General features: G+C 71.5%; 23 protein-coding genes and 4 tRNA genes. 10 read left to right on the forward strand and 17 right to left on the reverse strand.

Going from position 1 to position 26144, the window contains the following annotated elements:
- Positions 1–392: 392 nt before the first annotated feature.
- A complete protein-coding gene (gene murA, locus RWK90_RS12760) occupies positions 393–1676 on the reverse strand; it encodes a UDP-N-acetylglucosamine 1-carboxyvinyltransferase (protein ID WP_314038004.1) in 1284 nt (427 codons plus the stop codon).
- Between the two features lie 72 nt (positions 1677–1748).
- On the opposite strand from murA, the gene RWK90_RS12765 reads away from it, so the two are divergent.
- The gene (locus RWK90_RS12765; protein WP_314038005.1) at positions 1749–2321 is read left to right on the forward strand and encodes a cob(I)yrinic acid a,c-diamide adenosyltransferase; all 573 of its coding nucleotides are present in this window, start codon (positions 1749–1751) and stop codon (positions 2319–2321) included.
- Positions 2322–2336: 15 nt separating this feature from the next.
- Here RWK90_RS12765 and RWK90_RS12770 read toward each other — a convergent pair whose 3' ends face one another.
- The 7 genes from RWK90_RS12770 to RWK90_RS12800 all read right to left on the reverse strand — a co-directional run bounded on the left by RWK90_RS12770 (position 2337) and on the right by RWK90_RS12800 (position 9265).
- On the reverse strand, positions 2337–3221 hold the full coding sequence (locus tag RWK90_RS12770; RefSeq protein ID WP_063972926.1) for a LuxR C-terminal-related transcriptional regulator: 885 nt from the start codon (positions 3219–3221) through the stop codon (positions 2337–2339).
- Positions 3222–3404: 183 nt separating this feature from the next.
- Positions 3405–4646 (reverse strand): GTP-binding protein, encoded by a 1242-nt coding sequence (locus RWK90_RS12775; protein WP_314038006.1) that lies wholly within the window; start codon positions 4644–4646, stop codon positions 3405–3407.
- Positions 4634–5419: an enoyl-CoA hydratase gene (locus RWK90_RS12780; protein WP_314038007.1), complete on the reverse strand. Its 786-nt coding sequence runs from the start codon at positions 5417–5419 to the stop codon at positions 4634–4636. The genes RWK90_RS12775 and RWK90_RS12780 overlap by 13 nt, the downstream gene beginning before the upstream one ends.
- 74 nt (positions 5420–5493) lie before the next feature.
- Positions 5494–8733 (reverse strand): arabinosyltransferase domain-containing protein, encoded by a 3240-nt coding sequence (locus RWK90_RS12785; RefSeq protein WP_314038008.1) that lies wholly within the window; start codon positions 8731–8733, stop codon positions 5494–5496.
- A gap of 81 nt (positions 8734–8814) precedes the next feature.
- Positions 8815–8891 (reverse strand) — tRNA-Phe (locus RWK90_RS12790).
- A gap of 49 nt (positions 8892–8940) precedes the next feature.
- Positions 8941–9017, reverse strand: a tRNA-Asp gene (locus tag RWK90_RS12795).
- Between the two features lie 175 nt (positions 9018–9192).
- Positions 9193–9265 (reverse strand) — tRNA-Glu (locus RWK90_RS12800).
- 103 nt (positions 9266–9368) lie between these two features.
- Between RWK90_RS12800 and RWK90_RS12805 the strand changes: the two genes are divergently transcribed.
- From RWK90_RS12805 to phoU, 3 genes are all read left to right on the forward strand, one after another.
- Positions 9369–9444: transfer RNA gene (locus tag RWK90_RS12805), tRNA-Lys, on the forward strand.
- Positions 9445–9556: 112 nt separating this feature from the next.
- On the forward strand, positions 9557–10735 hold the full coding sequence (gene dusB / locus RWK90_RS12810; RefSeq protein WP_314038009.1) for a tRNA dihydrouridine synthase DusB: 1179 nt from the start codon (positions 9557–9559) through the stop codon (positions 10733–10735).
- Positions 10736–10836: 101 nt separating this feature from the next.
- Positions 10837–11619 carry a phosphate signaling complex protein PhoU gene (gene phoU, locus RWK90_RS12815; RefSeq protein WP_314038010.1) on the forward strand — a complete coding sequence of 261 codons (783 nt, stop codon included), beginning with the start codon at positions 10837–10839 and terminating at the stop codon, positions 11617–11619.
- 87 nt (positions 11620–11706) lie between these two features.
- Here phoU and pstB read toward each other — a convergent pair whose 3' ends face one another.
- The 6 genes from pstB to RWK90_RS12845 all read right to left on the reverse strand — a co-directional run bounded on the left by pstB (position 11707) and on the right by RWK90_RS12845 (position 17586).
- A complete protein-coding gene (pstB, locus tag RWK90_RS12820) occupies positions 11707–12483 on the reverse strand; it encodes a phosphate ABC transporter ATP-binding protein PstB (RefSeq protein ID WP_314038011.1) in 777 nt (258 codons plus the stop codon).
- A 9-nt stretch (positions 12484–12492) separates the two neighbouring features.
- On the reverse strand, positions 12493–13407 hold the full coding sequence (gene pstA, locus RWK90_RS12825) for a phosphate ABC transporter permease PstA (protein ID WP_314038012.1): 915 nt from the start codon (positions 13405–13407) through the stop codon (positions 12493–12495).
- Positions 13407–14456, reverse strand: coding sequence for a phosphate ABC transporter permease subunit PstC (gene pstC, locus RWK90_RS12830; RefSeq protein WP_314038013.1), 1050 nt, complete (start codon positions 14454–14456; stop codon positions 13407–13409). The genes pstA and pstC overlap by 1 nt, the downstream gene beginning before the upstream one ends.
- 80 nt (positions 14457–14536) lie before the next feature.
- Positions 14537–15646: a phosphate ABC transporter substrate-binding protein PstS gene (gene pstS / locus RWK90_RS12835; RefSeq protein WP_314038014.1), complete on the reverse strand. Its 1110-nt coding sequence runs from the start codon at positions 15644–15646 to the stop codon at positions 14537–14539.
- A gap of 252 nt (positions 15647–15898) precedes the next feature.
- Complete coding sequence (gene mshD / locus RWK90_RS12840; protein WP_314038015.1) at positions 15899–16900, reverse strand: mycothiol synthase; 1002 nt, start codon at positions 16898–16900, stop codon at positions 15899–15901.
- Entirely contained in the window at positions 16897–17586 is a 690-nt protein-coding gene (locus tag RWK90_RS12845; protein ID WP_070722307.1) for a winged-helix domain-containing protein, read from the reverse strand. Before RWK90_RS12845 ends, mshD begins: the two co-directional genes overlap by 4 nt.
- A gap of 84 nt (positions 17587–17670) precedes the next feature.
- Between RWK90_RS12845 and RWK90_RS12850 the strand changes: the two genes are divergently transcribed.
- From RWK90_RS12850 to RWK90_RS12865, 4 genes are all read left to right on the forward strand, one after another.
- Complete coding sequence (locus tag RWK90_RS12850; RefSeq protein ID WP_314038016.1) at positions 17671–18408, forward strand: DUF2993 domain-containing protein; 738 nt, start codon at positions 17671–17673, stop codon at positions 18406–18408.
- A 10-nt stretch (positions 18409–18418) separates the two neighbouring features.
- Positions 18419–19249, forward strand: a complete 831-nt coding sequence (locus RWK90_RS12855; RefSeq protein ID WP_314038017.1) for a sulfurtransferase — start codon at positions 18419–18421, stop codon at positions 19247–19249.
- A 43-nt stretch (positions 19250–19292) separates the two neighbouring features.
- Complete coding sequence (locus RWK90_RS12860) at positions 19293–19808, forward strand: hypothetical protein (RefSeq protein ID WP_314038018.1); 516 nt, start codon at positions 19293–19295, stop codon at positions 19806–19808.
- Between the two features lie 104 nt (positions 19809–19912).
- Positions 19913–20602 (forward strand): FABP family protein, encoded by a 690-nt coding sequence (locus RWK90_RS12865; protein ID WP_314038019.1) that lies wholly within the window; start codon positions 19913–19915, stop codon positions 20600–20602.
- Positions 20603–20687: 85 nt separating this feature from the next.
- Here RWK90_RS12865 and RWK90_RS12870 read toward each other — a convergent pair whose 3' ends face one another.
- Positions 20688–21596, reverse strand: a complete 909-nt coding sequence (locus RWK90_RS12870) for an aminodeoxychorismate lyase (protein ID WP_314038020.1) — start codon at positions 21594–21596, stop codon at positions 20688–20690.
- Positions 21597–21634: 38 nt separating this feature from the next.
- On the opposite strand from RWK90_RS12870, the gene RWK90_RS12875 reads away from it, so the two are divergent.
- Together RWK90_RS12875 and RWK90_RS12880 are read left to right on the forward strand one after the other, a co-directional pair.
- Entirely contained in the window at positions 21635–22798 is a 1164-nt protein-coding gene (locus RWK90_RS12875; protein WP_314038021.1) for a folate-binding protein, read from the forward strand.
- Positions 22799–22958: 160 nt separating this feature from the next.
- Entirely contained in the window at positions 22959–23144 is a 186-nt protein-coding gene (locus RWK90_RS12880; RefSeq protein WP_314038022.1) for a DUF3073 domain-containing protein, read from the forward strand.
- A gap of 157 nt (positions 23145–23301) precedes the next feature.
- On the opposite strand, the gene purM is transcribed toward RWK90_RS12880, so the two are convergent.
- Both purM and purF read right to left on the reverse strand, forming a co-directional pair.
- On the reverse strand, positions 23302–24384 hold the full coding sequence (gene purM, locus RWK90_RS12885; protein WP_314038023.1) for a phosphoribosylformylglycinamidine cyclo-ligase: 1083 nt from the start codon (positions 24382–24384) through the stop codon (positions 23302–23304).
- Positions 24385–24452: 68 nt separating this feature from the next.
- Positions 24453–26084 carry an amidophosphoribosyltransferase gene (purF, locus tag RWK90_RS12890; protein ID WP_396230337.1) on the reverse strand — a complete coding sequence of 544 codons (1632 nt, stop codon included), beginning with the start codon at positions 26082–26084 and terminating at the stop codon, positions 24453–24455.
- Positions 26085–26144 lie beyond the last annotated feature (60 nt).

Below are 26144 nucleotides of genomic sequence, written 5' to 3' on the forward strand. Positions count from 1 at the left end.
GAGGACAAACCACCTGATGACTACCGGGGTGAACCGCCACCCTCCAGATCAGGAAGGCAACTCCGCCAGCGTAGCAGGCCCGGGGTCCCGATCCAAAACCGGTCTCCCGCACCGCCTCGCGGCAGCGCCGCCCCTCTCTCGAAGGCAACTTCTCCAAGTTAGTCGGTCCGCCTCGCCGTGTCAAACCGGCTCGGCGCTCCGACTTTCCGGAGCCACCGCCTGTTCCCGGGCCCCGGCCTCTCGGCTGGGGCCCGCTCCCTGGCGGCTCCGATAAAGCTACACGGACCGCGGGGAAACCCCTAATCGCCTGGTCACGGGCCTTTTGGCGAATCCGAGCCGGCACGGGCGCCGAACTCTGCGCGTGCCCCGCGCGGCCGGCGGGGAGTCGCGGCTCAGCGGTGGGTCGGGACCCGCTCGATCTCCCCGCCCAGGGATCGGACGTTGCCCACGAAGTCCGAGTAACCGCGGTCGATGTGGAAGATCTCGCAGACCTCGGTCACGTCGTCGGCGCACATCCCCGCGAGGACGAGTCCCGCGCCGGCGCGGATGTCGCTGGCCCATACGGTCGCCGAGTCCAGGCGCTCCCTGCCGACGATCTTCGCGTGGTGACCGTCGGTCTCCGCGTCGACCCCCATACGCACCATCTCCTCGACGAAGCGGAAGCGGGCCTCGAAGAGGTTCTCGGTGACCACCGAGACGCCCTCGGAGACCGAGGCGAGTGCGATCGCCATCGGTTGGAGGTCGGTCGGGAAACCGGGGAACGGCAGGGTCCGGATGTCCCGTGCCCGGGGTCGGGCCTCCTGGCGCACGCGGATGTGGTCAGGCCCGGTCTCGACGTCGGCGCCGACGGCGCGGAGGTTCTCGAGCACCACGTGGATGAACATCGGATCGATTCCGGTGACGGTGACGTCGCCCCGGGTCATGACGGCGCCCATCGCCCACGTGGCGGCGACGATCCTGTCGCCGATCACCCGGTGGCTGACGGGGTGCAGTTCGTCGACGCCCTCGATGGTGATGGTGCTGGTGCCCGCCCCGCTGATCCGGGCGCCCATCTCGTTGAGCAGGTCGCAGATGTCGACGATCTCCGGCTCGCGGGCGGCGTTCTTCAGGACCGAGGTGCCCTTCGCCAGTACCGCCGCGGTCACGAACGTCTCGGTGGCGCCGACGGACGGGAAGCTCAGTTGGTAGTCGGCGCCCCGGAGCTCCGTGGCCTCGGCGACCAGACGTCCGTGGTCCATCCGGGTACGCGCGCCCAGGCGGTTGAGCCCGTTCTGGTGCCAGTTCAGGGGCCGACTGCCGATCGCGTCGCCACCCGGCATCGCGATGACCGCGCGGTGGTACCGGCCGACGAGGGGGCCCAGGATGCAGACCGACGCGCGGAGCCGCTGGGCCGCCTTGTCGTCGGCGACGTGGCCCAGCTCGGCGGGTGTGTCGATCACAACCGTGTCGCCGGAGATCTCGACCGCGCACCCCAGGTGCCGGAGCACATCGGCCATCGCCGGTACATCGGAGATCGTCGGGCAGTTGGTCAGGGTCGTCCGCCCCTCTGCCATCAGGGCGACCGCCATCAACTTGAGGACGCTGTTCTTGGCCCCCGCGACCGAGATCTCTCCGGACAGACGGGTGCCGCCTCTGACGAGGAAACTCTCCTCGCGGGACGTGGGATTACCGCTCACGGGTCCACCCTAGGCGAGAACGCGGGACGGTCCGGCGACCGCCGGTCCGTGCGGCCACGTAGGTTGACTGCCATGGCTGTCCATCTGACCAAGATCTATACCCGCACCGGCGACGACGGCTCGACGGGCCTGTCCGACTTCTCCCGGGTGAGCAAGAACGACCCGCGGCTCGTGGCGTACGCGGACTGCGACGAGGCCAACGCCGCGATTGGCGTGGCGCTCACGGTCGGCGACCTCGACGAGCGCGTCGCGACCGTGTTGAGGACCGTGCAGAACGACCTCTTCGACGCGGGTGCGGACCTGGCGACCCCCCGGGTGGAGAACCCCAAGTACCCGCCGCTGCGGATCGAGCAGTCCTACATCGACCGCCTCGAGGGCTGGATCGACGAGTTCAACGAGGAGCTCGCGGACCTCACGTCGTTCATCCTCCCCGGTGGCACCCCGGGTGGGGCCTACCTCCACGTCGCACGCACCGTCGCCCGTCGGGCGGAGCGGTCGGCGTGGGCCGCGGTCGAGGCCCACCCCGAGACGACGTCGGTCCTGCCGGCGAAGTACCTCAACCGACTGTCGGACCTGCTGTTCGTGCTGGGGCGGGTCGCCAACCCGGACGGCGACGTCCTGTGGGTTCCCGGCGGCGAGCGCTGACGGAGGCCGCGCGGCTCAGGGCAGAGCGCCCATGCGCCGCGCGGCGTTGACCGCCTCGAAGCGGGTGTGCGCGTCGAGCTTGCGCATCACCGAACGCAGGTAGCTCTTGACGGTCTCGGCACCGATGCCCATGTCGGCGGCCGTCTCGATGTTCGTCTTGCCCTGGGCGACGCACGCCAGCACGTCGAGCTCGCGGCGGGACAGCCGCGCGGTCGGCATCTCGGGCGGCGGCGAGACCATCTCGGCACAGATGCGTTCGAGCTCGGCGCGCACGTCCGGGTCCTCGGTGCGGGAGGCGAGCATCCGCAGGCGGGCGTGGGTCTCACGCATCCGCTCGTTGGACAGCACGTCGTCCCAGCGGCCCTCACCGGAACCCGGGCCGACCGGGGCCGCGCCCCGTGCCGCCAGCGCGTCGTTGACGGCGATCTCCTGCTCGAGGGCGCGCGCCGTGGCGGCCATCTGGTTGAGGACCTTCTCGCCGAACCGCACCGAGGAGTGCACGCCGGCGTAGATGACGGCGCGGACGTCCTTGCCCACCACCACCGGGATGGCGGCCATCGACCGCAGCCCCTCGGACAGCACCGGCAGGTCGTACTCGTGGGTGATGACGCCCGCGCGCGGGTAGTCGGCCACGCCGACCGGCTTGCCGGTGGCCATGACCTTCCCGCCCACGCCGGCGCCGTAGTGGACCTTGAGGTCCTTCATCGCCGAGGTGCGCATCCCGAGCGATTCGGACAGCACGAGCGTGTGTCCCTCGCCGACCACTCCCCCGATCGTCACGGGGATGCCCGTCGCCTCGCGCAGGGCCGCGATGGCGCTGCGAACCGAGGCGAGGTCACGCTTGCGCCGCTGGGCATCGCCCGCCGCGCTCGAGCCGCGGCCCGTATTCTCCTCGTCCACGAGGTCTCCTCCCTCGTTCGGTGCAGCACCCCCACCGCGGGCGGTGGGGCCCCCTGTCGGTGCGACACTTCGCCGTCGTCAGCGCCACTATACGCACGTGGACGGGGTGATGCCGAACAGCAACATGAGACGACCGTCAGGTTGACGGGGGTAGTGCGCCAGGCGTTCCCACCCGGAAGACACTCAGGGGGTGAATGCTGGATCGAATGCCTCGGGATCCTCGGGATCGGCGAGCATCGCCGCGGTCCCGGTGAGGGGTGCCGCGCGCTGTTCGTCGTAGATCCACTCCTCCACGTCGCTGGAGTCCGGGTCACCGATCAGGTACGGGTGCAGGCCGAGGTCGGCGGTCGCGTCGACGGGTTCCCCGGGGGCCAGAACGGCCTCGTCGAGGAAGCGCGTCACCTCGTCGTCGTCCATCCCCACGCCGATCACCACCAGGCCGTCGGGGCCGGATCCGCCGGCGCGCAGTTCCAACCTGCGGCCCACCAGGGCCACCTCGTACCGGCGCGGACCGTCGGCGGTGGCCAGGGTCAGCGTGCCCTTGGCGCGGTAGGCGCCGGTGGGCGGCGCGGAGACCGCGGCGAGGAACCGCCGCGGGTGGAGGTGACCCTCGGGCGCGACGGTCACGGCCGTGTAGCCGTCGTGCAGGTGGGGATGCGCGGCGTGGTCGTCGTGCAGGTGGGGATGCGCGGCGTGGTCGTCGCCGTGGTCGCCGTGGTCACCGTGGGGCGCGTGCCCGGGACCCGGCGCGTCCGGCGCCATGCCGAGGAGCAGGCCGGCGGGGACGGCGGCGCGGACGGCGGGCATCACCGCCACGCGGGGGGCGTGGGTGCGGATCGTCGCGCGGAGCTCGCCGAACCGCTCGCGGGTGACGAGGTCGCATTTGTTGACGACGACGAGGTCGGCCTCCGCCAGGTGCGCCGCCAGTCGCGGGTGGCGCGCCATGGCGTCGTCGAGGCCCTCGGCGTCCACGACCTGGACCATCCCGGCGTGCCGCACCACGTCACGCGGCACGTCGTGGACCATCCGCGACAGCACCGACGGCTCGGCGAGTCCGCTGGCCTCGATCACGGCCAGGTCCAGTCCCATGGCGGGGTCGGCCAGCCGGCCCAGTGTCCCGGCGAGTTCGCTGGCGTCGACCTCGCAGCACACGCAGCCGTTGGCCAGGGAGACCATCGAGTCGACGCGTCCGGCCACGGCGGTCGCGTCCACGTCGATCTCGCCGAAGTCGTTGACGATGGCGGCGATCCGCAGGCCGGGCGCACCCGAGAGCAGGTGGTTGAGCAGCGTCGTCTTGCCCGCGCCGAGATAGCCGGTGAGCACGAGCACCGGCAGGGGCTCGCCGGGGGCGCGGCGGGTGTCCGTACCCGCGTCCGCGCCCCCGGCGAGGTGTCCGTGCGCGAGGCGGTCGCTCAGCGCTTCCACTCGGGCTTCCGCTTCTCCGCGAACGCGGACATGCCCTCGGTCTGGTCCTCGGTGGCGAACAGCGCGTAGAAGGCGTTCTGCTCGGCGAGCAGGCCCTCCTCGAGCGTGGTCTCGAAGGAGCGGTTGACGGCCTGCTTCGCGGCGATCGCGGTGGTCTTGCTCATGGAGGCGATCTTCTCCGCCACCTTGCGCGTCTCGTCCAGCAGGTCGGCGGCGGGGACCACGCGGGCGACCAGGCCGGAGCGCTCGGCCTCCTCGGCGTCCATCTGGCGGCCGGTCAGGCACAGGTCCATGGCCTTGGACTTGCCGACGGCGCGGGTGAGGCGCTGCGAGCCGCCCATGCCCGGGATCACGCCGAGGGTGATCTCCGGCTGGCCGAACTTGGCGTTGTCACCGGCGATGATCATGTCGCACATCATGGCCAGTTCGCAGCCGCCGCCGAGCGCGAAGCCGGACACCGCGGCGATGATCGGGGTGCGCGCGCCGGTGAGGCGCTTCCAGTCACCGAAGTAGCGCTCGAGGTAGATGCCCGGGTAGCTCTTGTCCTTCATCTCCTTGATGTCGGCACCGGCGGCGAAGGCCTTCTCCGAGCCCGTGATGATGATGCAGCCGACGCCGGGGTCAGAGTCCAGGCCCTCGACGGCCTCGACGACCTCCTTCTCCATGGCGCTGGACAGGGCGTTGAGCGCCTTGGGTCGGTTGAGCGTGATGGTGGCGACCCGGTCGGTCTGCTCGACCAGGATGTTCTCGAACTGCTTCTCCGTCACGGACATGCGCGTCTCCACTCTGTGTCTGACTACGAATAGTTGGAAGTCCTTGTAAAAACTCCGGGTCCGATGCTAGCCGGTCAGCGCGCGAGCGGCCCGCCGTTCCACAGCCCCGACCGTACGGCCTCCCCGTGGTCGACGGTCGCCGCCCGCGCCCCGGGCACGAGCGGGGTGTACCGCACGAGCGATCCCCAGTCCCGGTCCCAGTCGTGCTCGAGGTAGGTGGGCACGGTCTCGCCCTCGAGCAGCAGCTCGATGAAGCCGAGCGGCCCGCCGCCGTCCCACGACTGCCAGGTGTTGGTGGAGCTCACGGCGAGGCCGCGGTCGGGAAGGACGCGGTATTCGGGCAGCTCGTGGATGCCGGCGTACTCGTCGAACGGCCGCATGCACGGCACGTGGAAGGCCACGGCCCAGTCGGGGAGCACGGGCCGGGAGTCGCCGACCAGCTCCTGCATCGTCACGAGCTCCGGCATGCGCGGCGGGGTGAACGCGATCCACCGCGACGGGTCCGGATCGAGGTCGCGCACGACCAGCCGGACGGCGGTGGCGTCCTCGGGCAGCGTGTCCATGGGCACGCGCAGGTTGCGCCACGCGGGCGCCGGCCCGATGTCGAGGGGCAGGACGGAACCCACGGCGTCGGTGCCGCCGCCCGTCGCGTACTCGACCCGCAGGGCGTCGGGGGCGAAGGACCCGGCCACGGCGATGGTGATGAGCGGGTTCTCCGCCGACCTGGCGGGCAGCGGGTACCAGTCGGTGGTGGTCTCGGCGTTGAACTGCGCGCCGCTCTGGTGGCTGCCGAGGACGGGCACGCGGGCGGGGTCGAGGCCGAACGGCAGGACGGCGTGGCTGCCGTTGATGCCCGCCCCGATGCGGACGCCGCCCTCGGTGCCGGCGGTGGTCGACGTGGTGTCGGAGCCCTCGCCGGTGCCCGGGGTGTCGGTGTCGACGTCCTGGGTGGCCGTGAGGTCGGCGGGGATGCCGTCGGGGTCGAACCGGACCGGCTCGCCGCCGGCCTCGAGTTGGTCGCGGGGCTCGCCGAGGGGAGCGAGCAGCCCGGCGTTGGCGTCGGGCTCGGCCAGGACGGCGTCGGCGATGCCGCACGGCTCGCCGGACAGGGCGCGCAGGTTCTGCAGGCCAACCGAGTAGGCGGGGTACTGGTTGCGCACGGCCGCGGCCATGGAGGCGACGATGACGACGACGACGAGGGCCGCCGCGAGCCCCAGGGGCGCCTGCGTGGCCTCACTCGCGAGCCGACGCACGGACCCCTGGACCCGGCCCGGCCGCTCCGGCCCGGTGGGGGTGACGAACGGCTCGCGGTAGTGCAGGAACAGTGCCGCGAGCAGCGCCAGCAGCATGAGACCGACGAACACCGAGGACAGGGTGATCCCGGCGACGGACGGCTGCGCACCTCCCCACGGGATGCCGTAGATGGAGATGTACCACCACCCGTTGGTGGAGGTGAAGCTCAGCGCAAGGACGAAGAACACGGCGGCCAGGAAGAGCATGCGGTTGCGCAGCGATCGGGTCGCGGTGGGCAGCACCGCCATGGTCACGAGGGCGGCGAGCGCCGCCCCGATGGTGGCGAACGCCCCGAAGTGGTGGGTCCACTTGGTGGGGTTGAGGGCCATGAACGCGATCGAGATGGCCGCCAGTCCCACGATCCGGCGGGCGGGTCCCACGGACACCCCGGGGATCCGGCCCTTGCGGAAGAGGATCGCGGCGCAGGTGATGAGCGACAGGAACATGGCCAGGACCCCGAACCGTCGGGCGAGGGACCCGTCCGGCGTCGGGTTCATGAGCCACTCGTAGCGCCACACCTCCTCGAACCAGCGGCCGGTCGGCCCCACGTCGCCGAGCAGGGCCGAGGACTGCAGGGTCGTGACCAGGGGCTGGTCCAGGAAGATGAGGTGGAGCACGCCCAGGCCCGCCGCCAGCAGCGGCGCGACGGTCGCGATCCACCCGTCGCGCCGGGCCCGGCGGATGACCAGCAGGAGCAGCGGCCGCGACGCGGCGATGATCACCGCGATACAGAAGGTGCCCGTCGGCGCCGCGGAGAGGGTGAGGCCGCCGATGATGAAACCGGTCGCGGCGGGCAGCAGCCGGCCGGTGGCGACGGCGCGTTCGAGTGAGACCCACGTGGCGAGGACGCCGAAGGCGATGATCGGCTCGGGACGCAGGCCGTTGTTGTAGGTCAGCCAGAAGGCGAGGAAGACGGCGGCCGTGCTCCAGCGGACGGCCGCCGCGCGGCGGGCGGCGATGCCCAGCCGCGGGATGACCTCCCGCGAGAGCAGGATCCACGAGCCGATGCCCAGCAGCAGCGCGGGGAGCCGGAGCCAGACGCTGCCCAGGTACGCCGCGCTCATCGCGGTGTAGAGGTAGTACGGCATCCCGAACGGCGCGTACGGGGCGCCGTAGTAGCGGAACACCTCGGGCATGTAGCCGCTGGAGACCGCGGCGCGCGCCTCGGTGAGGATGTAGCCGTCGTCGGCGGTGTTGGCACCGATGACGTGCCACACCAGCAGGGTGCCCACGACGAGCAGGTCCAGCGGCCGGGGCCTCCACCACCCCCGCGGGAGGATCCGGCGTGCCCGTCGTCCGTCCCGGAGGTCGAGCCGGTGCAGGGCGACGAGCGCGACGATGATGGCGAGCACGCCGAGGGCGATCGCGACCTGCTTGAGGGCGGTCGCCTGCGTGGTGTACCGCGAGTCGACCGTGATGTCGACCGACATGCCCTCGGGGGCCGCGCCCTCGAGGTCAGTGAAGACGCCCACCACCTGGGGCCGGAGATCGGCGTCGATGCGCCCGCCGACGCCCTGCCCGTCGATCGCCAGGCCCGTGAACTCGGCCCCGATCGACCCGGAGTCCGCCGTCACGCGGATCGTCGAGCAGCCACCGGGCGCGGCGACCGCCTCTGTGGGCGCGGACGCCACGAGGACGTTGCGGCTGCGCACCTCGACGTTCGGCCCCGCCACGGACACCATGAGTCCGCGGGCGCCGGCGTTCTCCCCCGCCTCACGAGGCGCGGTCGAGACGAGGACACCGTCCTCTCGGCCCTGCTCGCGCAGCCCGTTCACGGCGGCGCACGGGATCTCCACCTCGATGTCGAGCGGGTAGTACGCCACCAGGGGTGCGGTGACCGGGTCGAGGGTGCCGCCCTCGGGCCAGCTGACGCTCGAGGTGGTCTGCGTGACCGGGAGCAGCGGCACGACGATCGCGAGGAGGACGCCGATCAGCCCGCTGACGGCGGCGATGATCCCCCACCTGGGCCCGGTCTGGGTTCTCTCGGGCGCGGCAGGTCCCCCGCTGGCAGTCGATGGCATGGCGTCCACGCTATAACGAGGGTCCGACGATCCCCGAAACGACGAACGCGCCGGAGGGGATCCCTCCGGCGCGTTCGTCCGTGGTGGCCAGGGCCGGGATCGAACCGGCGACCTTCCGCTTTTCAGGCGGACGCTCGTACCAACTGAGCTACCTGGCCATAAGACCACCGGCGCACCCGGTGAGAAACCGAATGCGCCGGTTGCCTTTGGCGACCCTGACGGGACTCGAACCCGCGACCTCCGCCGTGACAGGGCGGCGCGCTAACCAACTGCGCCACAGGGCCGTGCTCTTCGCACGAGAAAGAACATTAGTGGACGCCGCGGCGAATGCGCAAATCGGGCACCTCGGACACCCTCCGTCGCAGGTCAGCACGGCGTTACAGGGTCGCGCGCGACGCCCGCCGACGAAAGCGGCGAGGCCCCGGCCACCTCCTCGGTGACCGGGGCCTCGCCCGTGTGTACCCCCTACGGGATTCGAACCCGCGCTGCCGGCGTGAAAGGCCGGTGTCCTAGGCCGCTAAACGAAGGGGGCCTGCGCCACGTCCGGGATCGCCGGTCCGCAGCGCGCTCCAGTGTAGGGCACCGTCCGCCGGGCGGATAAACCACCCGGGAGGCGGGACGGTATCGTAACCGTCGCCCCTATAGCTCAGTTGGTAGAGCTACGGACTTTTAATCCGCAGGTCGTCGGTTCGAGCCCGACTGGGGGCACCACCGCGGACGCCCACCGCTCCCGAGCGGCCCGGCCGTGCACACGGCCGTGCGCCCGCCCCGTTCCCGCCCCGCGATTTTGGACGCGCGCGCCCGGCGCTGGGACACTTCAACCATGTCCGTCCCCACCGCCACCGCCTCCCCCGCGCTGCGCATCGGCCCGCTCGAGCTCGCCTCGCCGGTCGTCCTGGCCCCGATGGCAGGAGTCACCAACGTCGCGTTCCGCACCCTGTGCCGTGAGATCGAGCGGGAGCAGCAGGGATCCGTCTCGGGGCTCTACGTGTGCGAGATGGTCACGGCGCGCGCGCTGGTCGAGCGCCAGCCCGCGACGCTGCACATGGCGACGTTCGCGCCGGACGAGTCGCCCCGCAGCCTGCAGCTGTACACCGTCGACGCCGAATACACGTACGCCGCGGCTAAGATGATCGTCGACGAGGATCTGGCGGACCACATCGACATCAACTTCGGGTGCCCGGTGCCCAAAGTGACGCGGCGCGGCGGCGGATCCGCGATCCCGTACAAGCGTCGACTGTTCCGGTCGATCGTGGCGGCAGCGGTGCGGGCCACCGAGGGCACCGACATCCCGGTGACCGTCAAGATGCGCGTGGGGATCGACGACGAGCACCACACCCATCTCGACGCCGGCAGGATCGCCGTGGAGGAGGGCGCGAAGGCCGTGGCACTCCATGCGCGGACGGCGGCCCAGCGGTACTCGGGCGAGGCGGACTGGTCACAGATCACGCGGCTCGTCGAGCACGTCGGTGCGGTCTCCGACGTCCCGGTGCTGGGCAACGGGGACATCTTCTCCGCCGAGGACGCGGTCCGTATGCGCGAGCAGACCGGATGTGCCGGCGTGGTGATCGGTCGGGGCTGCCTCGGCCGACCGTGGCTCTTCTCCGAGCTCGCCGCGCGGCTGGCGGGCCGTGAGGCACCGACCCCGCCGACCCTCGGCGAGGTCGCCCGGATCATGTACCGACACGGCGAGCTGCTCGCCGAGCACCACGGCGAGGACAAGGGCATGCGCGACATCCGCAAGCACGTCGCCTGGTATCTCCGCGGGTTCCCCGCCGGGTCCGGGCGGCGGGTGGCGCTGTCCGCCGTGCGCACGCTCGACGATCTCGCCGCCATGCTCGCGGAACTGCCGGCCGACGCGCCCTTTCCCGCCGACGGGGACGGGCCGCGGGGGCGGCAGGGGTCGCCCTCGAAGGTCCTGCTACCCGAGGGGTGGCTGGACGACCCCGAGGACGACGCGGTGGCGCTGGAGGGCGCCGACGCGCAGAACTCCGGCGGCTGATCCCACCGGCGCCCGGCCGGTACCGACGGCGCCGACCGAAGTTCACCGGGCGTTCATCGCGCGCGCCGAACATGGCGTTGACATGCGCGTATGCTGGACCCATGCGTCTCGTCTACTCCGAAGAACTCGCGGATCTGGCCACCTCGATGGCCCGGATGTGCTCCCTCGCGACCGATGACATGGAGTTGGCCACCCACGCGCTCCTCCAGGTCGACCTCGTCGCCGCGGAGAAGGTCCTGCAGTCCAGTTCGGAGATGTCCCGCCTGGCGACCGAGAACGAGGAGCGGGGTTTCGCCCTCCTCGCCCTCCAGGCCCCGGTCGCCCGGGATCTGCGCCAGGTGGTCACCTCGATCCAGCTGGTCCAGGATCTCGTCCGGATGGGCACCCTGGCCGGGCACGTCGCCAAGATCGTGCGCCGTCGTCACCCGGAGCCGGTCCTGCCCGAGCCGGTCAACGGCTACCTCGCGGAGATGGGCCGGGTCGCCGTCTCACTGGGGCGGTCGGCCACCGAGGTGCTCCTGAACCGCGACCCCGAGCAGGCCGCCACCCTCGCACAGCAGGATGACGCCGTCGACGATCTGCGTCGGCACCTGTTCACCCTGCTCACCGTCCGCGAGTGGAAGTGGGGTGTGGCGTGCGCCGTCGACGTCACCCTGCTGGGCCGCTACTACGAGCGGTTCGCCGACCACGCGGTGGAGGTCGCACAGCGGGTGATCTTCCTGGCCACCGGCGAGTACGCGACCGCTCCGGAGAGCGACCCGGAGGAGCCGTCGCCCTCCAGCGAGGAACTGGTGCGGCGGTTCAACGAGACGGACCGGAACTTCAAGGAGCGGATGGCGCGGCACGGGTCCGACGAGGACACGGACCGGCCCGGCGACGCCTGACCGGCGGGGTCGTGAGCGACGAGCGACTGCCCCGGTCCCGGCCGCGGAGCCGGGGTCGGGGCAGTCGTCTGTGACCGGGGGCGGGACTCAGCCGAAGCGGCCGGAGACGTAGTCCTCGGTCTGCTTGTTCTCCGGGTTGGAGAAGATGCGTTCGGTGGAGTTGACCTCCACGAGCTGGCCCGGCATCCCGGTCGCCTCGAGGGAGAAGAACGCCGTCTGGTCGGACACGCGCGCGGCCTGCTGCATGTTGTGCGTGACGATCACGATCGTGAAGTCGTTCTTGAGCTCGGCGATGAGATCCTCCACCGCCAGGGTCGAGATCGGGTCGAGCGCCGAGCACGGCTCGTCCATCAGCAGGACCTGCGGCTCGATCGCGATCGCCCGGGCGATGCACAGCCGCTGCTGCTGACCGCCCGAGAGCCCGCCACCCGGCTTGTCGAGGCGGTCCTTGACCTCGTTCCACAGGTTGGCGCCCCGGAGGGACTTCTCCGCGACCTCGTCGAGGGTCTTCTTGTTCTTCACGCCCTGCAGGCGCAGGCCCGCGACCACGTTCTCCTTGATGGACATGGTGGGGAACGGGTTGGGACGCTGGAACACCATCCCGATGGTCCGGCGGACGGCGACCGGGTCGATCTTCCGGTCGTAGATGTCCACGCCGTCGAGCTTGATCGACCCCTTCACCGAGGCGCCCGGGATCTCCTCGTGCATGCGGTTGAGTGACCGCAGCACCGTGGACTTGCCACAGCCCGACGGCCCGATGAACGCCGTCACGGAGCGCGGGGGCACGTGGAGGTTGACGTCCTTCACGGCGTGGAAGTCGCCGTAGAAGATGTCGACGCTCTCGAGGTCGAGTCGCTTGGCCATGTCGGGTCCTTACTTGGTCTTGGGCGCGAGGGCCTTGGCGGCGAACGTGGCGAGGACGTTCGCCAGCCCGATGATGATGATGAGTGTCAGGGCGGCACCCCAGATGCGGTACTGGCCGGCGTCGTTGGGGTTCGACAGCTGGTTGTAGATCAGCAGCGGCAGCGAGGCCATGTTGCCCTCGAACACGTCGTAGTTGTAGCGGGCCGTGTAGCCCACGAGGATGAGCACCGGCGCCGTCTCGCCCATCACGCGGGCCAGCGCGAGGAAGATGCCCGAGATCATGCCCGACAGCGCGGTCGGGACCACGACGCTGACGATCGTCTTCCACTTGGGCACGCCCAGCGCGTAGGAGGCCTCCCGGAGTTCGTCGGGGACCAGCTTGAGCATCTCTTCGGTCGACCGCACGATGAGCGGCAGCATGAGCAGCACCAGCGCCAGAGCCACGGCGAAGGCGCTGAGGTTGAACTTCAGCACCGAGATCCAGACGCCGAAGATGAAGATGGCCGCCACCACGGACGGGACGCCGGCGAGGACGTCCACCATGAACGTCGTGGGCCTGGCGAGCCTGGAGTCGGGGTACTCGACGAGCATGATGCCCGCGGCGACGCCCAGCGGGATCGAGATGACGGCCGCGATCAGCGCCTGCACGAGGCTGCCGTAGATCGCGTGACCGACCCCGCCCGCCATCGAGGACGGCGCGACGAGGTTGAACGAGTTGGTCCACCAGTCGGCGTTGATGATCGCGGGGAAGCCCGAGACGATCACCTTGAACAGCAGGGCGACCAGGGGGATGACGGCCAGCACGAAGCAGACCGTGAACACCACGGTCGCCGCCTTGTCCTTGATCTTCCGGCCACCGGAGATCGGCAGGAAGGTGTCGGCCGGCTTGGCCGGTTTGGCGAGGTCGGGGGTTGCCTGGGACATCAGCCGTTGACCTTTCCACCGGACACCGAGCGCGCGATGAGGTTGACGATGAAGGTGAGGATGAAGAGCACGAGGCCGGCCGCGATGTACGCACCGGTCGGCAGCGGGTGGTTGAACTCGGCGCTACCGGACGCGATCTTGGAGGCGAAGGTGAAGCCGCCGTCGAACAGCGACAGCGTGCTGGGCGAACTGGCCGCGCGGAGGATGATCAGGACCGCCACCGTCTCGCCGAGTGCGCGACCGAGCGCGAGCATGGAACCCGCGATCATCCCCGACTTGGCGTAGGGGAAGCAGGTCATCCGGATCTTCTCCCACTTGGTGGCGCCCAGGGCGAGCGCCGCCTCCTGGTGCAGGGCGGGCGTCTGCCGGATCGTCTCGCGCGACATCGAGGTGATGATGGGCAGGATCATGATGGCCAGGACCACGCCGGCCGTGAAGATCGTCCCGCCGCCGGCGATCGTCACGTTGCCGTCCCCGAACAGGAAGAACCAGTTGAGGTTCTCGTTGAGCCAGGTGGCGAACGGGACCATCCAGGGCCCCAGCACGAGCAGGCCCCACATGCCGTAGATGATCGACGGGACCGCAGCCAGCAGGTCGATGAGCGCCGACAACGTGCGCGAGAGCCGCGGGGGCGCGTACTGCACGAGGAACGTGGCGATCCCGATCGAGACGGGCACCGCGAGCAGGAGCGCGAACAGGGAGCTCAGCACCGTGACCTTGAGCAGGTCGAGGATCCCGAACGTCATGTCGGTCGGATCGGTGGTGTTCCACTCGGACGACGTGAAGAAGTTGGCGTTGTTCTGCATGAGCGACGGCGTCGCCTGCATGACCAGAACGATCCCGATGAGGGCGATGAGGGCGACGATGACGGCGCCCGCGGAGACGGTCAGACCGCGGAAGATCGCATCGATCCGCTGGGAGGACCCGGCGTCGCGCAGACCGCTCCCGCCACCCTTGTCCGCGTCCGACACCAGCCCGGTGCCGTCGGCGGGTTCGCCGGGGGAGGAGTTCTTACCGGCGTCACGGTCGACGGATTCGTGAACTGTCATGAGACCTTCAGTCGCTCAGGTGGGAAAGGGGTCGGTCACCGCGCCCGACCGTACAGGGAGGGACGCGGTGACCGGAAATATCAGGAGATCTCGGAGATGGCGGTCAGCAGCTTCTCACGGAACTCGTCGGGCACGGGGATGTAGCCCTCGGGCTCGAGCTGGCCCTGCACGTCCTCGGACACCGCGACGTTGAGGAACGCCTTCACGGCCTGGGCGACCTCGGGGTCACCGTAGGTCGAGCAGACGATCTCGTAGGTCGGCATGATGATCGGGTAGGCGCCCGCGGTCTCGGGGACGTAGAACGACGAGGTGTCGATCACCAGGTCGTTCGAGCCCTCGTTCTTCAGGGTCGCCGAGTCGATCGTGGTGCCGGCGGTCTCGGCGTTGAGCTCCACGCCCTCCGAGTCGGCCGGGGTGATGACCTTGACCATGCCGAGGTCCTGGCTCTTGGCGTAGGACCACTCGGTGTAGGTGATCGTGCCGGGGGTCTGCGCGACGGCCGCGGACACGCCCTCGTTGCCGCGGGAGCCCTCGCCGGTGCCCCCGTTGAAGGTCTTACCGGCGCCCTCGGTCCACACCTCGGGGGCCGCGGCCTCGAGGTACTTCTGGAAGTTGTCGGTGGTGCCCGACTCGTCGGACCGGAAGATCACCGTGATGTCCTGGTCGGGCAGCTCGACGCCCTGGTTCTCCTCGGCGATGGCCGGGTCGTTCCAGTTGGTGATCTCGCCCTTGAAGATCGCGGCGAGCGTGTCCGCCGACAGTGCGACCTCGACGCCGTCGAGGTTGTAGGCGATCGCGATCGGCCCGAAGACGGCCGGCAGGTTCCACGCCGGACCCTCGCACCGCTCCTCGGCCTGGGTGTACTCGTCGTCCTTCAGCGGGGAGTCGGAGCCACCGAAGTCGGTCTGGCCGCCGATGAACTCCTTGACGCCGGAGCCGGAGCCGTTGGAGTTGTAGTCCAGGGTCTGCCCCTCGCAGCTCATCGAGAACGAGTTGGCGAAGATCGTCATGGCGTTGTTCTGCGACGACGCACCCGAGGCGTTGAGGTTGGGCTTGCCCCCACACTCCGCGTCGGAGACCGCCTGCGCGGACGTGGCGTCCCCGCCCGAGTTGTCGTCCGAACACGCGGCCAGGCCGACGGTGGTCAGGGCCGCGAGCCCGAGCAGGGCACCGGTGCGCTTGAGGTCCACAAAATCTCCTTGGTTCGTCCGGCGGGACTCCCCACCGGGTCACGTTCTTGGCGATCTGGTCGCGGGGCCGGACCTCACACACCGGCCCGGCGTGGACAGAACCTAAAGCGCTCACGTGAACAGCCCCGCGAAGCCAGGTGAACCCGAGATGAACTCCCTGCTCGCGGGCGGTTCATCTTCACCTCGCCGCCCGCGCGGTGGGGCCCCCACCTGGGGTGACCCTGAGAACGGGCCCCCTCGCCATCCCGGGAATCACCGGGAGGCGTACGTCACATCGCGGTGCTCGACCGCGAAACCGAGGCGCTCGTAGGTGCGGATGGCCGGGGTGTTGTCACCTTCGACGTAGAGCACCACCGAGTCCGCTCCGACGGAGCCCTCCAGGTGCCCGACGCCGAGCGCGGTGAGGAGCCCGCCGAGACCGCGCCCCTGGTCCGCCGGGTCGACGCCCACCACGTAGACCTCGCCCTCGACCGGCCGGCCCGGCTCCGCGACCGTCTTGGTCCAGTGGAACCCGGCCAGGCGCGGCCGCGACCCTGTGACGTCGACGGCCAGGAACACGCCGGCGGGATCGACCCAGTCCACGGCCAGCCGCTCGTCGAGCTGATCACGACTCCAGCCGCCCTGCTCCGGGTGCCACGAGAACGCGGCGTTGTTGACGCGCAGGAACTCGTCGCGCGCGTCGAGACCCGGCCAGCGCCGCCCGCCCTCGGACGCCGCGTCCGCGAGAGTCCCGGTCTCGATGCCCTCGGTCGTGCGGGGTTCCGGCAGGGCCGGACCGTTCACCGCCCGCCTGCGCATTTTCAGGAGCTCGCGGGTGCGGGCCAGGCCGAGTTCGTCGGCGAGCGCCCGCGCGGACGGCAGGTCCCCGTGGGCCCACACCGCCACAGCGGGCTCGGCGTCCGTCACCGCCCGCACCAGCGCGGTCCCGAGACCCCGTCGGCGGTGATCCGGGTGGACCACCAGCTCGGCGGTGGCCTCGGCCCCGGAGCCGGTCAGCTGCGCGTACCCGGCCGCCTCGTCCACCGCTCCCGCCGCGGACGGCGTGCCCGCGCCGGGCGGCGTGCCCGCGCCGGGCGGCGTGCCCGCGCCGGTGGCGGCCACGACGAAGTGCCGCACCTGTGCGGACGGCGCCCGCAGCGCCCGCAGTGGCTGCTCACCCAGCGGCGCGACCCCGTCGACCTCCTCGGCCGCGCGGGTCATCTGCTCCACCCGGTCGGCCGCGGTGGGGTCCATCGACGTCTCGACGACGCTCATGCGTCCCCTCCCTCCTCGCGGCGGTCCGTCGGTCTGACCGCCTTGTACCCGACGTTACGGACCGTGCCGATGAGGGACTCGTGATCCGGGCCCAGCTTGGCGCGCAGGCGCCGGACGTGCACGTCGACCGTGCGCGTGCCGCCGAAGAAGTCGTACCCCCACACCTCCTGCAGGAGCTGAGCGCGGGAGAACACGCGCCCGGGGTGCTGGCAGAGGTGCTTGAGGAGCTCGAACTCCTTGTAGGTCAGATCCAGGGGACGTCCCTTGACCCGGGCCACGTAGGTCTCCTCGTCGATCACCAGATCGCCGACCGTGAGGAGGCCGCCGTCCGCCTCACCCTGGGTGGAGCGTCGTGCGGCCGCCAGCCGGAACCGGGCGTCCACCTCGGCCGGACCCGTCGTGGGCAGGAGGATGTCGTCCAACCCCCAGTCACCGCTGACGGCGATCAACCCGCCCTCCGACACCACCGCGATGACGGCGATGTCCGCGCCGCCCGCCAGGAGCCTGCACAACGCCCGGGACGCCGCCAGATCGCTCCGCGCGTCGACCAGTGCCAGTGCCGCCCCGGACAGCTCGCCCACCGACGAGGCGAGAGGGGGGAGCACCCGGACCGAGTGCGGGAGCAGAGGCAGGGCCGGGATGACCGCCTCCGGGTCTGCTTCAGCGGCGAGGAGCACTACGTCCATGTCGCTTCCTCTCCATCCGGGGGGCCGAGGGGAATACTAGCGACCCCCACCCCCGGAACAGGGAGTCGAGTACACCTGAATCCCATGAGGATCCCCCGACCCGCTCTCGTCGCGGTCGCCGCGGTGCCCGTCGTGGCCTGTGGCGCGATCGCCGCCGAGGCCGTCTACGCCTCGTCGATCGAGGCGGACCTGTCGACCCGGATCGCCGCCCCCGGACAGGTCGGGGTGCCGTCGGTGAAGATCGGGGGCAGGCCCGGCTCCCGGTGGGTCGCGCCCGACACCCTCGCCTCGGCCGCCATCCGGATCGAGGGCGTCGAACGGCCCGGCCTCGGCCCCGTGGCGGTCGAGGCCGCGGCCACCGGTGTCCGCGTCCCCGGCGACCCGGACGCCCCGCCCACCGCCCCGGAGGCGACGATCTCGGTGCAGATCACCGGAGACTCACTCGGGCCCGCCCTCGGGATGCGGGACGTGCTGGTCGGCGCGGCCGACGATCCGAGCCTGGCCGGCGGGACCGAACACCGGGCCCGCGTCACCGGGACCATCGAGGGGACCGACACCCGTGTCTCCGCGTTCGTCGACCTCGTCGTCGACGCCCGGGGCGCGCACCTCGTCCCCGTCGCGCCCGCCACGGGACCGGCGGGGTTCCCGGACGGCGACGGCGAGCTCGCACTGCGCCGGACCGCACTGACCCTGGAACCCGACGTCCTCCCACTCGGCGCCACGGTCGACACCCTCACGGTGACCGGCGGCACCATCACCGCCGCCGGCACCGTCGCGCCCGGCGGAGCGCCGCTCGACGGCCTCGCGCGCCCCGGACACTAGACTCGCCCACATGAGTCGCGACGACGTACTGGTCAGCACCCGCTGGGCCGCCTCGCGCCTGGCCGACGACTCGGTGGTCTTCCTCGAGGTCGACGAGGACGTGACGGCCTACCACGCCGACGGCCACATCCCGGGGGCCGTCTCCCTCAACTGGCGGACCGAACTGCAGCAGCAGTACACCCGCGACCTGGTCGACCGCGAACGGTTCGGCGAACTCATGTCCGAGCGGGGCATCAGTCGCGACCACACGGTCGTCGTCTACGGCGGCAACCACAACTGGTTCGCCGCCTACGCCTACTGGTACCTCCGCCTGTACGGGCACCGCGACGTCCGGCTCCTCGACGGCGGACGCATGCTGTGGGAACGCGAGGGGCGGCCCCTGGAGACCGAGACGCCACAGCGGCCGGTCACCGGGTACGAGGCCGACCCGCAGGACCTGACCATCCGCGCGTTCCGCGACGACGTCCTCGCCGGGCTGGGCAGTGACGAACTCGTCGACGTGCGGTCCGTGGACGAGTACACCGGCCGCCTGGCCGCCCCCGCCGGCCTCCCCCAGGAAGGGGGGCGCCAACGCGGCCACATCCCCGGCGCGGTCAACATCCCGTGGAACCGCGCGGTCACCCGCGACGGCACCTTCCGACCGGACGCGGAACTGCGCCGGATCTACGCCGACGTGCTCACCGACCCCGATCGGCGCATCGTGGCGTACTGCCGGATCGGCGAGCGCTCCAGCCACACCTGGTTCGTCCTCCACGAGCTCCTCGACCAACCGAACGTGGTCAACTACGACGGCAGCTGGGTCGAGTACGGCTCGCTCATCGGGGTCCCCGTCGAGCGATGAGCGCACGCCCCGTGAGGGCGCGTCGCTGACTAATCTCGACCCCATGACTCTGCTGTCCCGTGCGCTCGGCATGGCCGGGCGGGCGTCCGTCGTCGCCGTCGGCGCCTCCATCGCCTCCGCAGTCCTCGTCGGAATCGACCAGCGTCGGGGGGCGACCCCCGCCGTCCCCGATCACCCCGGCCCCTACTCCCCCGAGGAGCGGGAGGCCGCCGTGCGGACCTACCTCACCGCCCTGACGCTCCCGGCGGCCGCGTTCCGCGTCCCGTTCGCCCCCCACTGCGTCCGTCGTGAGAACGGGCTCAGGACCGGCTTCGGTGCGGACCATCTCCGGTGGGACCTCCACCTGCACCTGCAGTACTCGGTCATCCGTGAACTGCGGGACATCGTCATCACCGTCGACCCCCCGGGGCGGGAGGACGTCGTCCACGCCGACTTCACCATCGTCACCGTCGCGGGCCTGAAGGCGAGGGTCTCGGAGGACTTCGTGGTGCCGCGCGAGGACTGCCTCATCCACGCGATCGACGCCCGCATCGCAGTGGGTCAGAGGGCTCGGGGTTAGGATTGGGCCATGGTGCTCTTCTTCGAGATCCTCCTCGTCCTCTGCACGCTGGCCATCCTGTGGGCCACCTGCTACATCGTCTACCGCACGGTCACCGACGAGTCGTGACGGAAAGCGGCCAGCCGAACGCCGGCGACCCCACGCCGCCCACCCCCGCGGGGGAGGGCGACCAGTCGGTCGTGCCCGGGTCCGGGAACGCTGCCGTCGACGCCGCCGCGCAGCGCTCGGAGCAGACCGCCCGCCGCAATATCACCGCGTTCTCGGAACTCCCCGTCCCGGAGGACACCGCCAACCTGCGCTTCGGTCCGGACCTCCACCCCGGCCTGCTCGCCCTGCTGCCCCTCGTGGGCGTGTGGGAGGGCGAGGGTGAGGCGGACACCGAGGATCGTGGCCAACACCGGTTCGGGCAGCAGGTCGTGGTCTCGCACGACGGCGAGAACTACCTGAGCTGGACCTCCCGGTCGTGGACCTACGACTCCGGCGGCGCGGTCGACAACGCGGCCTACCGTGAGACCGGGTTCTGGCGGATCTCGGCCGACGACCAGCTCGAGTTCCTCGTCGCCCACGCCTCGGGGATCATCGAGATGTACTACGGCGCCCCCATCACGCAGTCCGCCTGGGAGATGGCCACCGACGTGGTCCTCGCCTCCCCCACCGGCCCCAAGCGGGGCGGCGCCAAGCGGATCTACGGGATCGTCGAGGGCGGCGACCTCGGCTGGGTCGAGGAGCGGGTGCACCCGGAGAAGGGACTCGTCCCGCACATGTCGGCGCGTCTGCGCCGCGTCGCGGGCTGACCTCGCGGCCCCCTCCCCACGCCGGTCACGACCGACTCCACCCCGCCCCCGCCGGCACGACCGGACGGGAGCGGGGTGTGACGGTTCAGGCGCGCCCGACCGCCCGGTCGACCATGCCCGCCACGTCGATCCCGGGATCCGCCGTCGGCAGGGTGGTGTCGTCGATCCTGCGCACCCGCGCGTAGAGCGTCACCGAGGACAGCAGCCACACCGCGTCCGCCGAGACCAGGTCGGTGAGCAGGAGCCGCTCCCGCCGCACGGGCACGCCCTCCCGTGCGGCCACGTCGGCCATCGCGGCCAGGGTCGTCCCCTCGAGGATCCCGACCTCCGCCGGCGGGCTCACCAGCTCACCTCCGCGGGCGATCACGACCGTGGACCGCGGACCCTCGAGGACCTCGCCGTCCGAGGACAGATAGATCACGTCGTCGAACCCCCCGGCCGCCGCGTGCCGCAGGGCCGCCATGTTCGAGGCGTACGACAGCGTCTTGGACCCCAGCAACAGCCACGGGGCGGAGCCGGCCACGTCCGAGGCGTACCCCCGACCGAGGGCCGTCACCGCGATCCCCTCGGCCCGGGCCCGCCTCGCGGACGCGCTGACCGGGGCGACGGTGATGTAGGCGGTCTCCGCCCCCCCGCGCTCGGGCCCGCGCGTGAGCACCAGGCGCAGCATCCCCTCGGAGTCCGCGCCCCACTCGCGGGCCGCCAGGTCGATCCCCGACCGCCACGCCTCCTCCGAGGGCCCGGACAGATCGAGGGCGGCCGCCGACCTCGCCAGTCGCGCCAGGTGCCGCTCCGGCTTGGCCGCCCGGCCACCCACCACCAGCAGGGTCTCGAAACAGCCGTCTCCGCGCACCGCCGCGAGGTCGTCCGCGAGGAGCAGGGGCTCGCCCGCCGGGTGGACCCGCGGGCGTGGCCCCTCCGGCCCGCCCGAGACCAGGACGACGACCCGCGCGTCGTCAGGTCGCACGTCCGCCGTTCCCGCTGCAATGCCCATGAGCCCCACCCTACGACGTGGTACGTACACTCGCGTTCGTGACCGATCCAGCTGTGCCCGACCGGACCGACAGCCGCTACCGCAGCCCGATCCTGGCCCGCCCCGGCGCGGTGGACGCGGCCGCCGACTCGGCCGACGCCGGGGTCCCCCACCACTACGGCGACCCCTTCGGCGAGCAGCGGGCCGCCGAGTCCGGCGCCATCGTCGTCGACCGCTCCCACCGTGACGTGCTGACCATCGCCGGTGGTGAACGACTGACGTGGCTCGAGGGCTTCGTCTCCCAGCATGTCACCGAGATCGGCGACGGCGGCGGGGGCGAGACCCTCGTCCTGGACGCCAACGGCCGGGTCGAGCACCACGCGGTCATCGCGGACGTGGACGGCACGCTCGTGGTGGACACCGAGCCCGGCCGGGGGGAGGCGCTGCTGCAGTTCCTCACCAAGATGGTCTTCTGGGCCGATGCCGCGCCCGCGGCCGCCGACCTCGCCGTCCTCACCCTCGCCGGGGCGGCCCTGCCCTCGACGCTGACCTCCCCCGACGGGGTCGCCGTGGACCTGCCCACCGCCGACTACGCGGGCGTGCCGCTCCCGGGTGGCGGGATCGCCCGCCGCATGCCCTGGCCGCAGGCCGGCTCGGTCGACCTGGTGGTCCCCCGGGCGGCACTGACCGAGTGGTTCGCGGTGGCCGTCGACGCCGGTGCCCGGCCCGCCGGTTCCTGGGCGTTCGAGGCGCTCCGGGTCGCCGGGACGACCCCGCCGAGGGGGCGCCTGGGCGTGGACACCGACGAGAAGACGATCCCCCACGAGATCCCCACGTGGATCGGCGGCGTCGCCGAGCGCGGCGCCGTGCACCTGGACAAGGGCTGCTACCGGGGTCAGGAGACGGTCTCCCGGGTCCACAACCTCGGACGCTCCCCTCGCGTTCTTGTGCGGCTGCAACTCGACGGCTCCGGTGGCGACGAGCTCCCCGCGGTCGGGGCCGAGGTCCACGCGGCGGGCCGACCGGTCGGGCGCGTGGGCACCGTGGTCCAGCACCACGAGGACGGCCCGGTCGCGCTGGCCCTGATCAAGCGCGCGGTCCCCATGGACTCGGCGCTCGAGATCGGCGGCGTCGACGCCGCCGTCGACCCGGACACCGCACCGCGGGACGGCGGCCCGCAGGCGGGCCGCGAGGCCATCCGGCGGCTCCGCGGCCAGGCCTGACGGCCCGCCCACCCCCGAGTGTGGCCGACCCGCCGACCGCTCCACGACACCCGGGCGGACATTCCGCCCCGGGCACGCTATCCTGTGGGCAGGCAGATACTCACACTTGCAATGGGCACCCCCGAGGTGGCCCAGCACCGTTTCCGAGGGGGTCAGGTCAATGGGCCGAGGCCGCGCGAAGGCGAAGCAGACCAAGGTCGCTCGCGAACTCAAGTACAACACTCCGCAGACGGACCTAGAACGTCTCCAGCAGGAGTTGTCGGGTGGGGGGTCGTCGACACGGCTCAGCACCGACGAGGACGACGACCCCTACGGGTCGTGGTCCGGCGGCGACACCAGGTACTGACCACCCCCGCTCCCGCCAGACCTCTCGTGGGCCGGGCATCCCCTCCGGATGTCCGGCCCGCACATGTGGCGCGGGCGGGGACTCACGCTGAACGACCGCGACCCGGCCGGAACTGCCCCGGCCGGGTCGCGGTCGTTCTGCGTTCCGCGTGCGGCGCTCAGAACCGGGCGTGTGACCCCTCGAGCACCACGCGGGGCGCGTCGGCGTCCTCGCCGGCCTTCTCCACACGGCCGATCACCCAGTTCTCGACGTGGCGGGCGGTGAGGACGGCCTGGGCGCGATCCGCGTCCTCCTCCGGCAGCACCGCGACCATCCCGATACCCATGTTGAAGGTGCGCTCCATCTCCGCCTGCTCGACACGGCCGTGATGGGCGATGGTGCCGAACACCGCCGGCACGGGCCAGCGACCGCGGTCGAGGCGCGCGACCAGGCCCCGCGGCATGACGCGGGCCAGGTTCTCGGCCAGGCCACCACCGGTGACGTGGCTGAACACGCGGACGTCGGTCTCCGCGATGAGACTCAGGCAGTCGAGCGCGTAGATGCGGGTCGGCTCGAGCAGTTCCTCACCCAGGGTCCGGCCGAACTCCTCCACGTGCCCCTCCAGCGGCAGGCGGGCGAGGTCGAGCAGCACGTGCCGGGCCAGTGAGTACCCGTTGGAGTGCAGACCTGAGGAGGCCATCCCGACGATGACGTCACCGGGCCGGACGTTCTCGGCCTGCAGGATCTCGTCGGCCTCGACGATGCCCACGCCGGTGCCGGAGATGTCGTACTCCCCCGGCGCCATGAGGCCCGGGTGCTCGGCGGTCTCCCCGCCCAGGAGCGCGCAACCGGCCCGCACGCACCCCTCCGCGATACCCTCGACGATGCTCGCGACGTGCTCGGGCACGACCTTGCCGATCGCGATGTAGTCCTGGACGAACAGGGGCTCGGCGCCGCACACCACGAGGTCGTCGACGATCATCGCGATGAGGTCGATGCCGACCGTGTTGTGGATGTCCATCGCCTGGGCGACGGCGATCTTGGTGCCGACGCCGTCCGTGGACGAGGCCAGGAGCGGCTGACGGTAGGTGTTCTTGAGCGAGAACAGGCCCGCGAAACCGCCGAGTCCACCCATCACCTCCGGCCGGGTCGCCCGCTTGGCGTGGGGCGCGAACAGCTCGACCGCGCGCTCACCCGCGTCGATGTCGACGCCGGCGGCGGCGTACGAGGCGCCGGTCGGGGGCTGTGGGATCTCGGTCATGTGGTGTCTCTCCTCGTCGGCGCCGTTCTCGGGCGCCCGGTGGGGGTCGGCGGTCGACGACGTCCCGGTCAGAGCCCGTGGACGACGTCCACGCCCGGGCTGTCGTCCGTGGTCTCGTCGATCTGCGGTCCGTCGACCTCGGCGGCCAGCGCACGGACGGCCGCGCTCATCGCCGAGTCGTCGGGAAGTTCGATGGGATAGTGCCCGTCGAAGCACGCCGCGCAGAGTTCGTCGCTGCGCTGGCCGCTCGCCTCGATCATGCCGTCGACGGAGACGTACCCGAGGCTGTCCGCGCCGATCGCGCGGCGCACCCCCTCGAGCATCCCGTCCGACGCGTCGACGCCGTTGGCGATGAGCTCCGCGGGGCTGGCGAAATCGATGCCGTAGAAGCACGGCCACCGCACCGGCGGCGAGGCGATCCGGACGTGCACCTCCAGTGCACCGGCCTCGCGCAGCATCCGCACGAGCGCGCGCTGCGTGTTGCCGCGCACGATCGAGTCGTCCACCACGACGAGACGCTGTCCGCGGATCACCTCACGCAGCGGGTTGAGCTTGAGGCGGATCCCCAACTGCCGGATGGTCTGGCTGGGTTGGATGAACGTGCGCCCCACGTAGGCGTTCTTGGTGAGCCCCTGGGCGAACGGGATGCCCGACCCCTGCGCGTACCCCACGGCGGCGGGCGTACCGGACTCGGGGACCGGGATGACCAGGTCACCCTCCGCCGGGTGCTCGCGCGCCAGCCGCCGGCCGATCTCCACGCGGGCCGAGTTCACCAGGCGCTGGTTGATCACCGAATCCGGCCGGGCCAGATAGACGTACTCGAAGACACACGTCTTGGGCGTGGGGGCCGCGAACTTGCGCGAGCGCACACCGTCCGCGTCGATCGCGATGAGCTCGCCGGGTTCGATGTCCCGCACGAACGACGCGCCCACGATGTCCAAAGCGGACGTCTCGGACGAGACGACCCACCCGCGCTCCAGACGCCCGAGCGCGAGCGGCCGGACACCGTGCGGGTCGCGGGCCGCGTAGAGCGTGTTCTCGTCGGAGAAGGTCAGGCAGTAGGCCCCGCGCAGCCGCGGCAGCAGGCGGGCGGCGGCCTCCTCCAGTCCCCCCTCCCGCGCCTCGTGGGCGAGCAGGGTCGAGACGATGTCCGAGTCCGAGTGGGCGCTGTCCTCCGTGTAACCGCTGATACCGAGCGCGGTGGCGTGCCGCTTGAGCTCGCGGGTGTTGACCAGGTTGCCGTTGTGCCCCAGGACCACGGAGCCGCCCTCGGTGGTGGGGCGGAACATGGGCTGGGCGTTGTCCCAGGTCGCGGCGCCCGTCGTGGAGTATCGGCAGTGGCCGACCGCCACGTGGCCGTGCATCGACTCCAGCGTCTTCTCGTCGAACACCTGACTGACCAGGCCCAGGTCCTTGTAGACCAGCACCTGCTCACCGTCGGCCACCGCGATGCCGGCCGCCTCCTGGCCGCGGTGCTGAAGTGCGTACAGGCCGTAGTACGTGAGCTTGGCGACGTCCTCGCCCGGGGCCCACACCCCGAACACGCCGCACTCCTCGACGGGGCCGATGCGCTCGGCGTCGACCGGGAGGCCGGCCGGCCCGGGGACGGCCGGATCCGGCAGCCCGAGCCCCACGAGCGCGGGACCGCGGGTACGGCGGAGTGACCCGGTCGGGGCCGGACGTGACGAACTACTTCCCACCTGCTGGTGCTCCCTCACGGATTTGGGGCTTCCCCGCCCGGACGGACCCCGACGGTGCAC

Origin of the sequence: Dietzia sp. CH92 (genome assembly GCF_032248695.1) — a bacterium.
In the GTDB taxonomy this organism is placed as follows: Bacteria; Actinomycetota; Actinomycetes; order Mycobacteriales; family Mycobacteriaceae; genus Dietzia.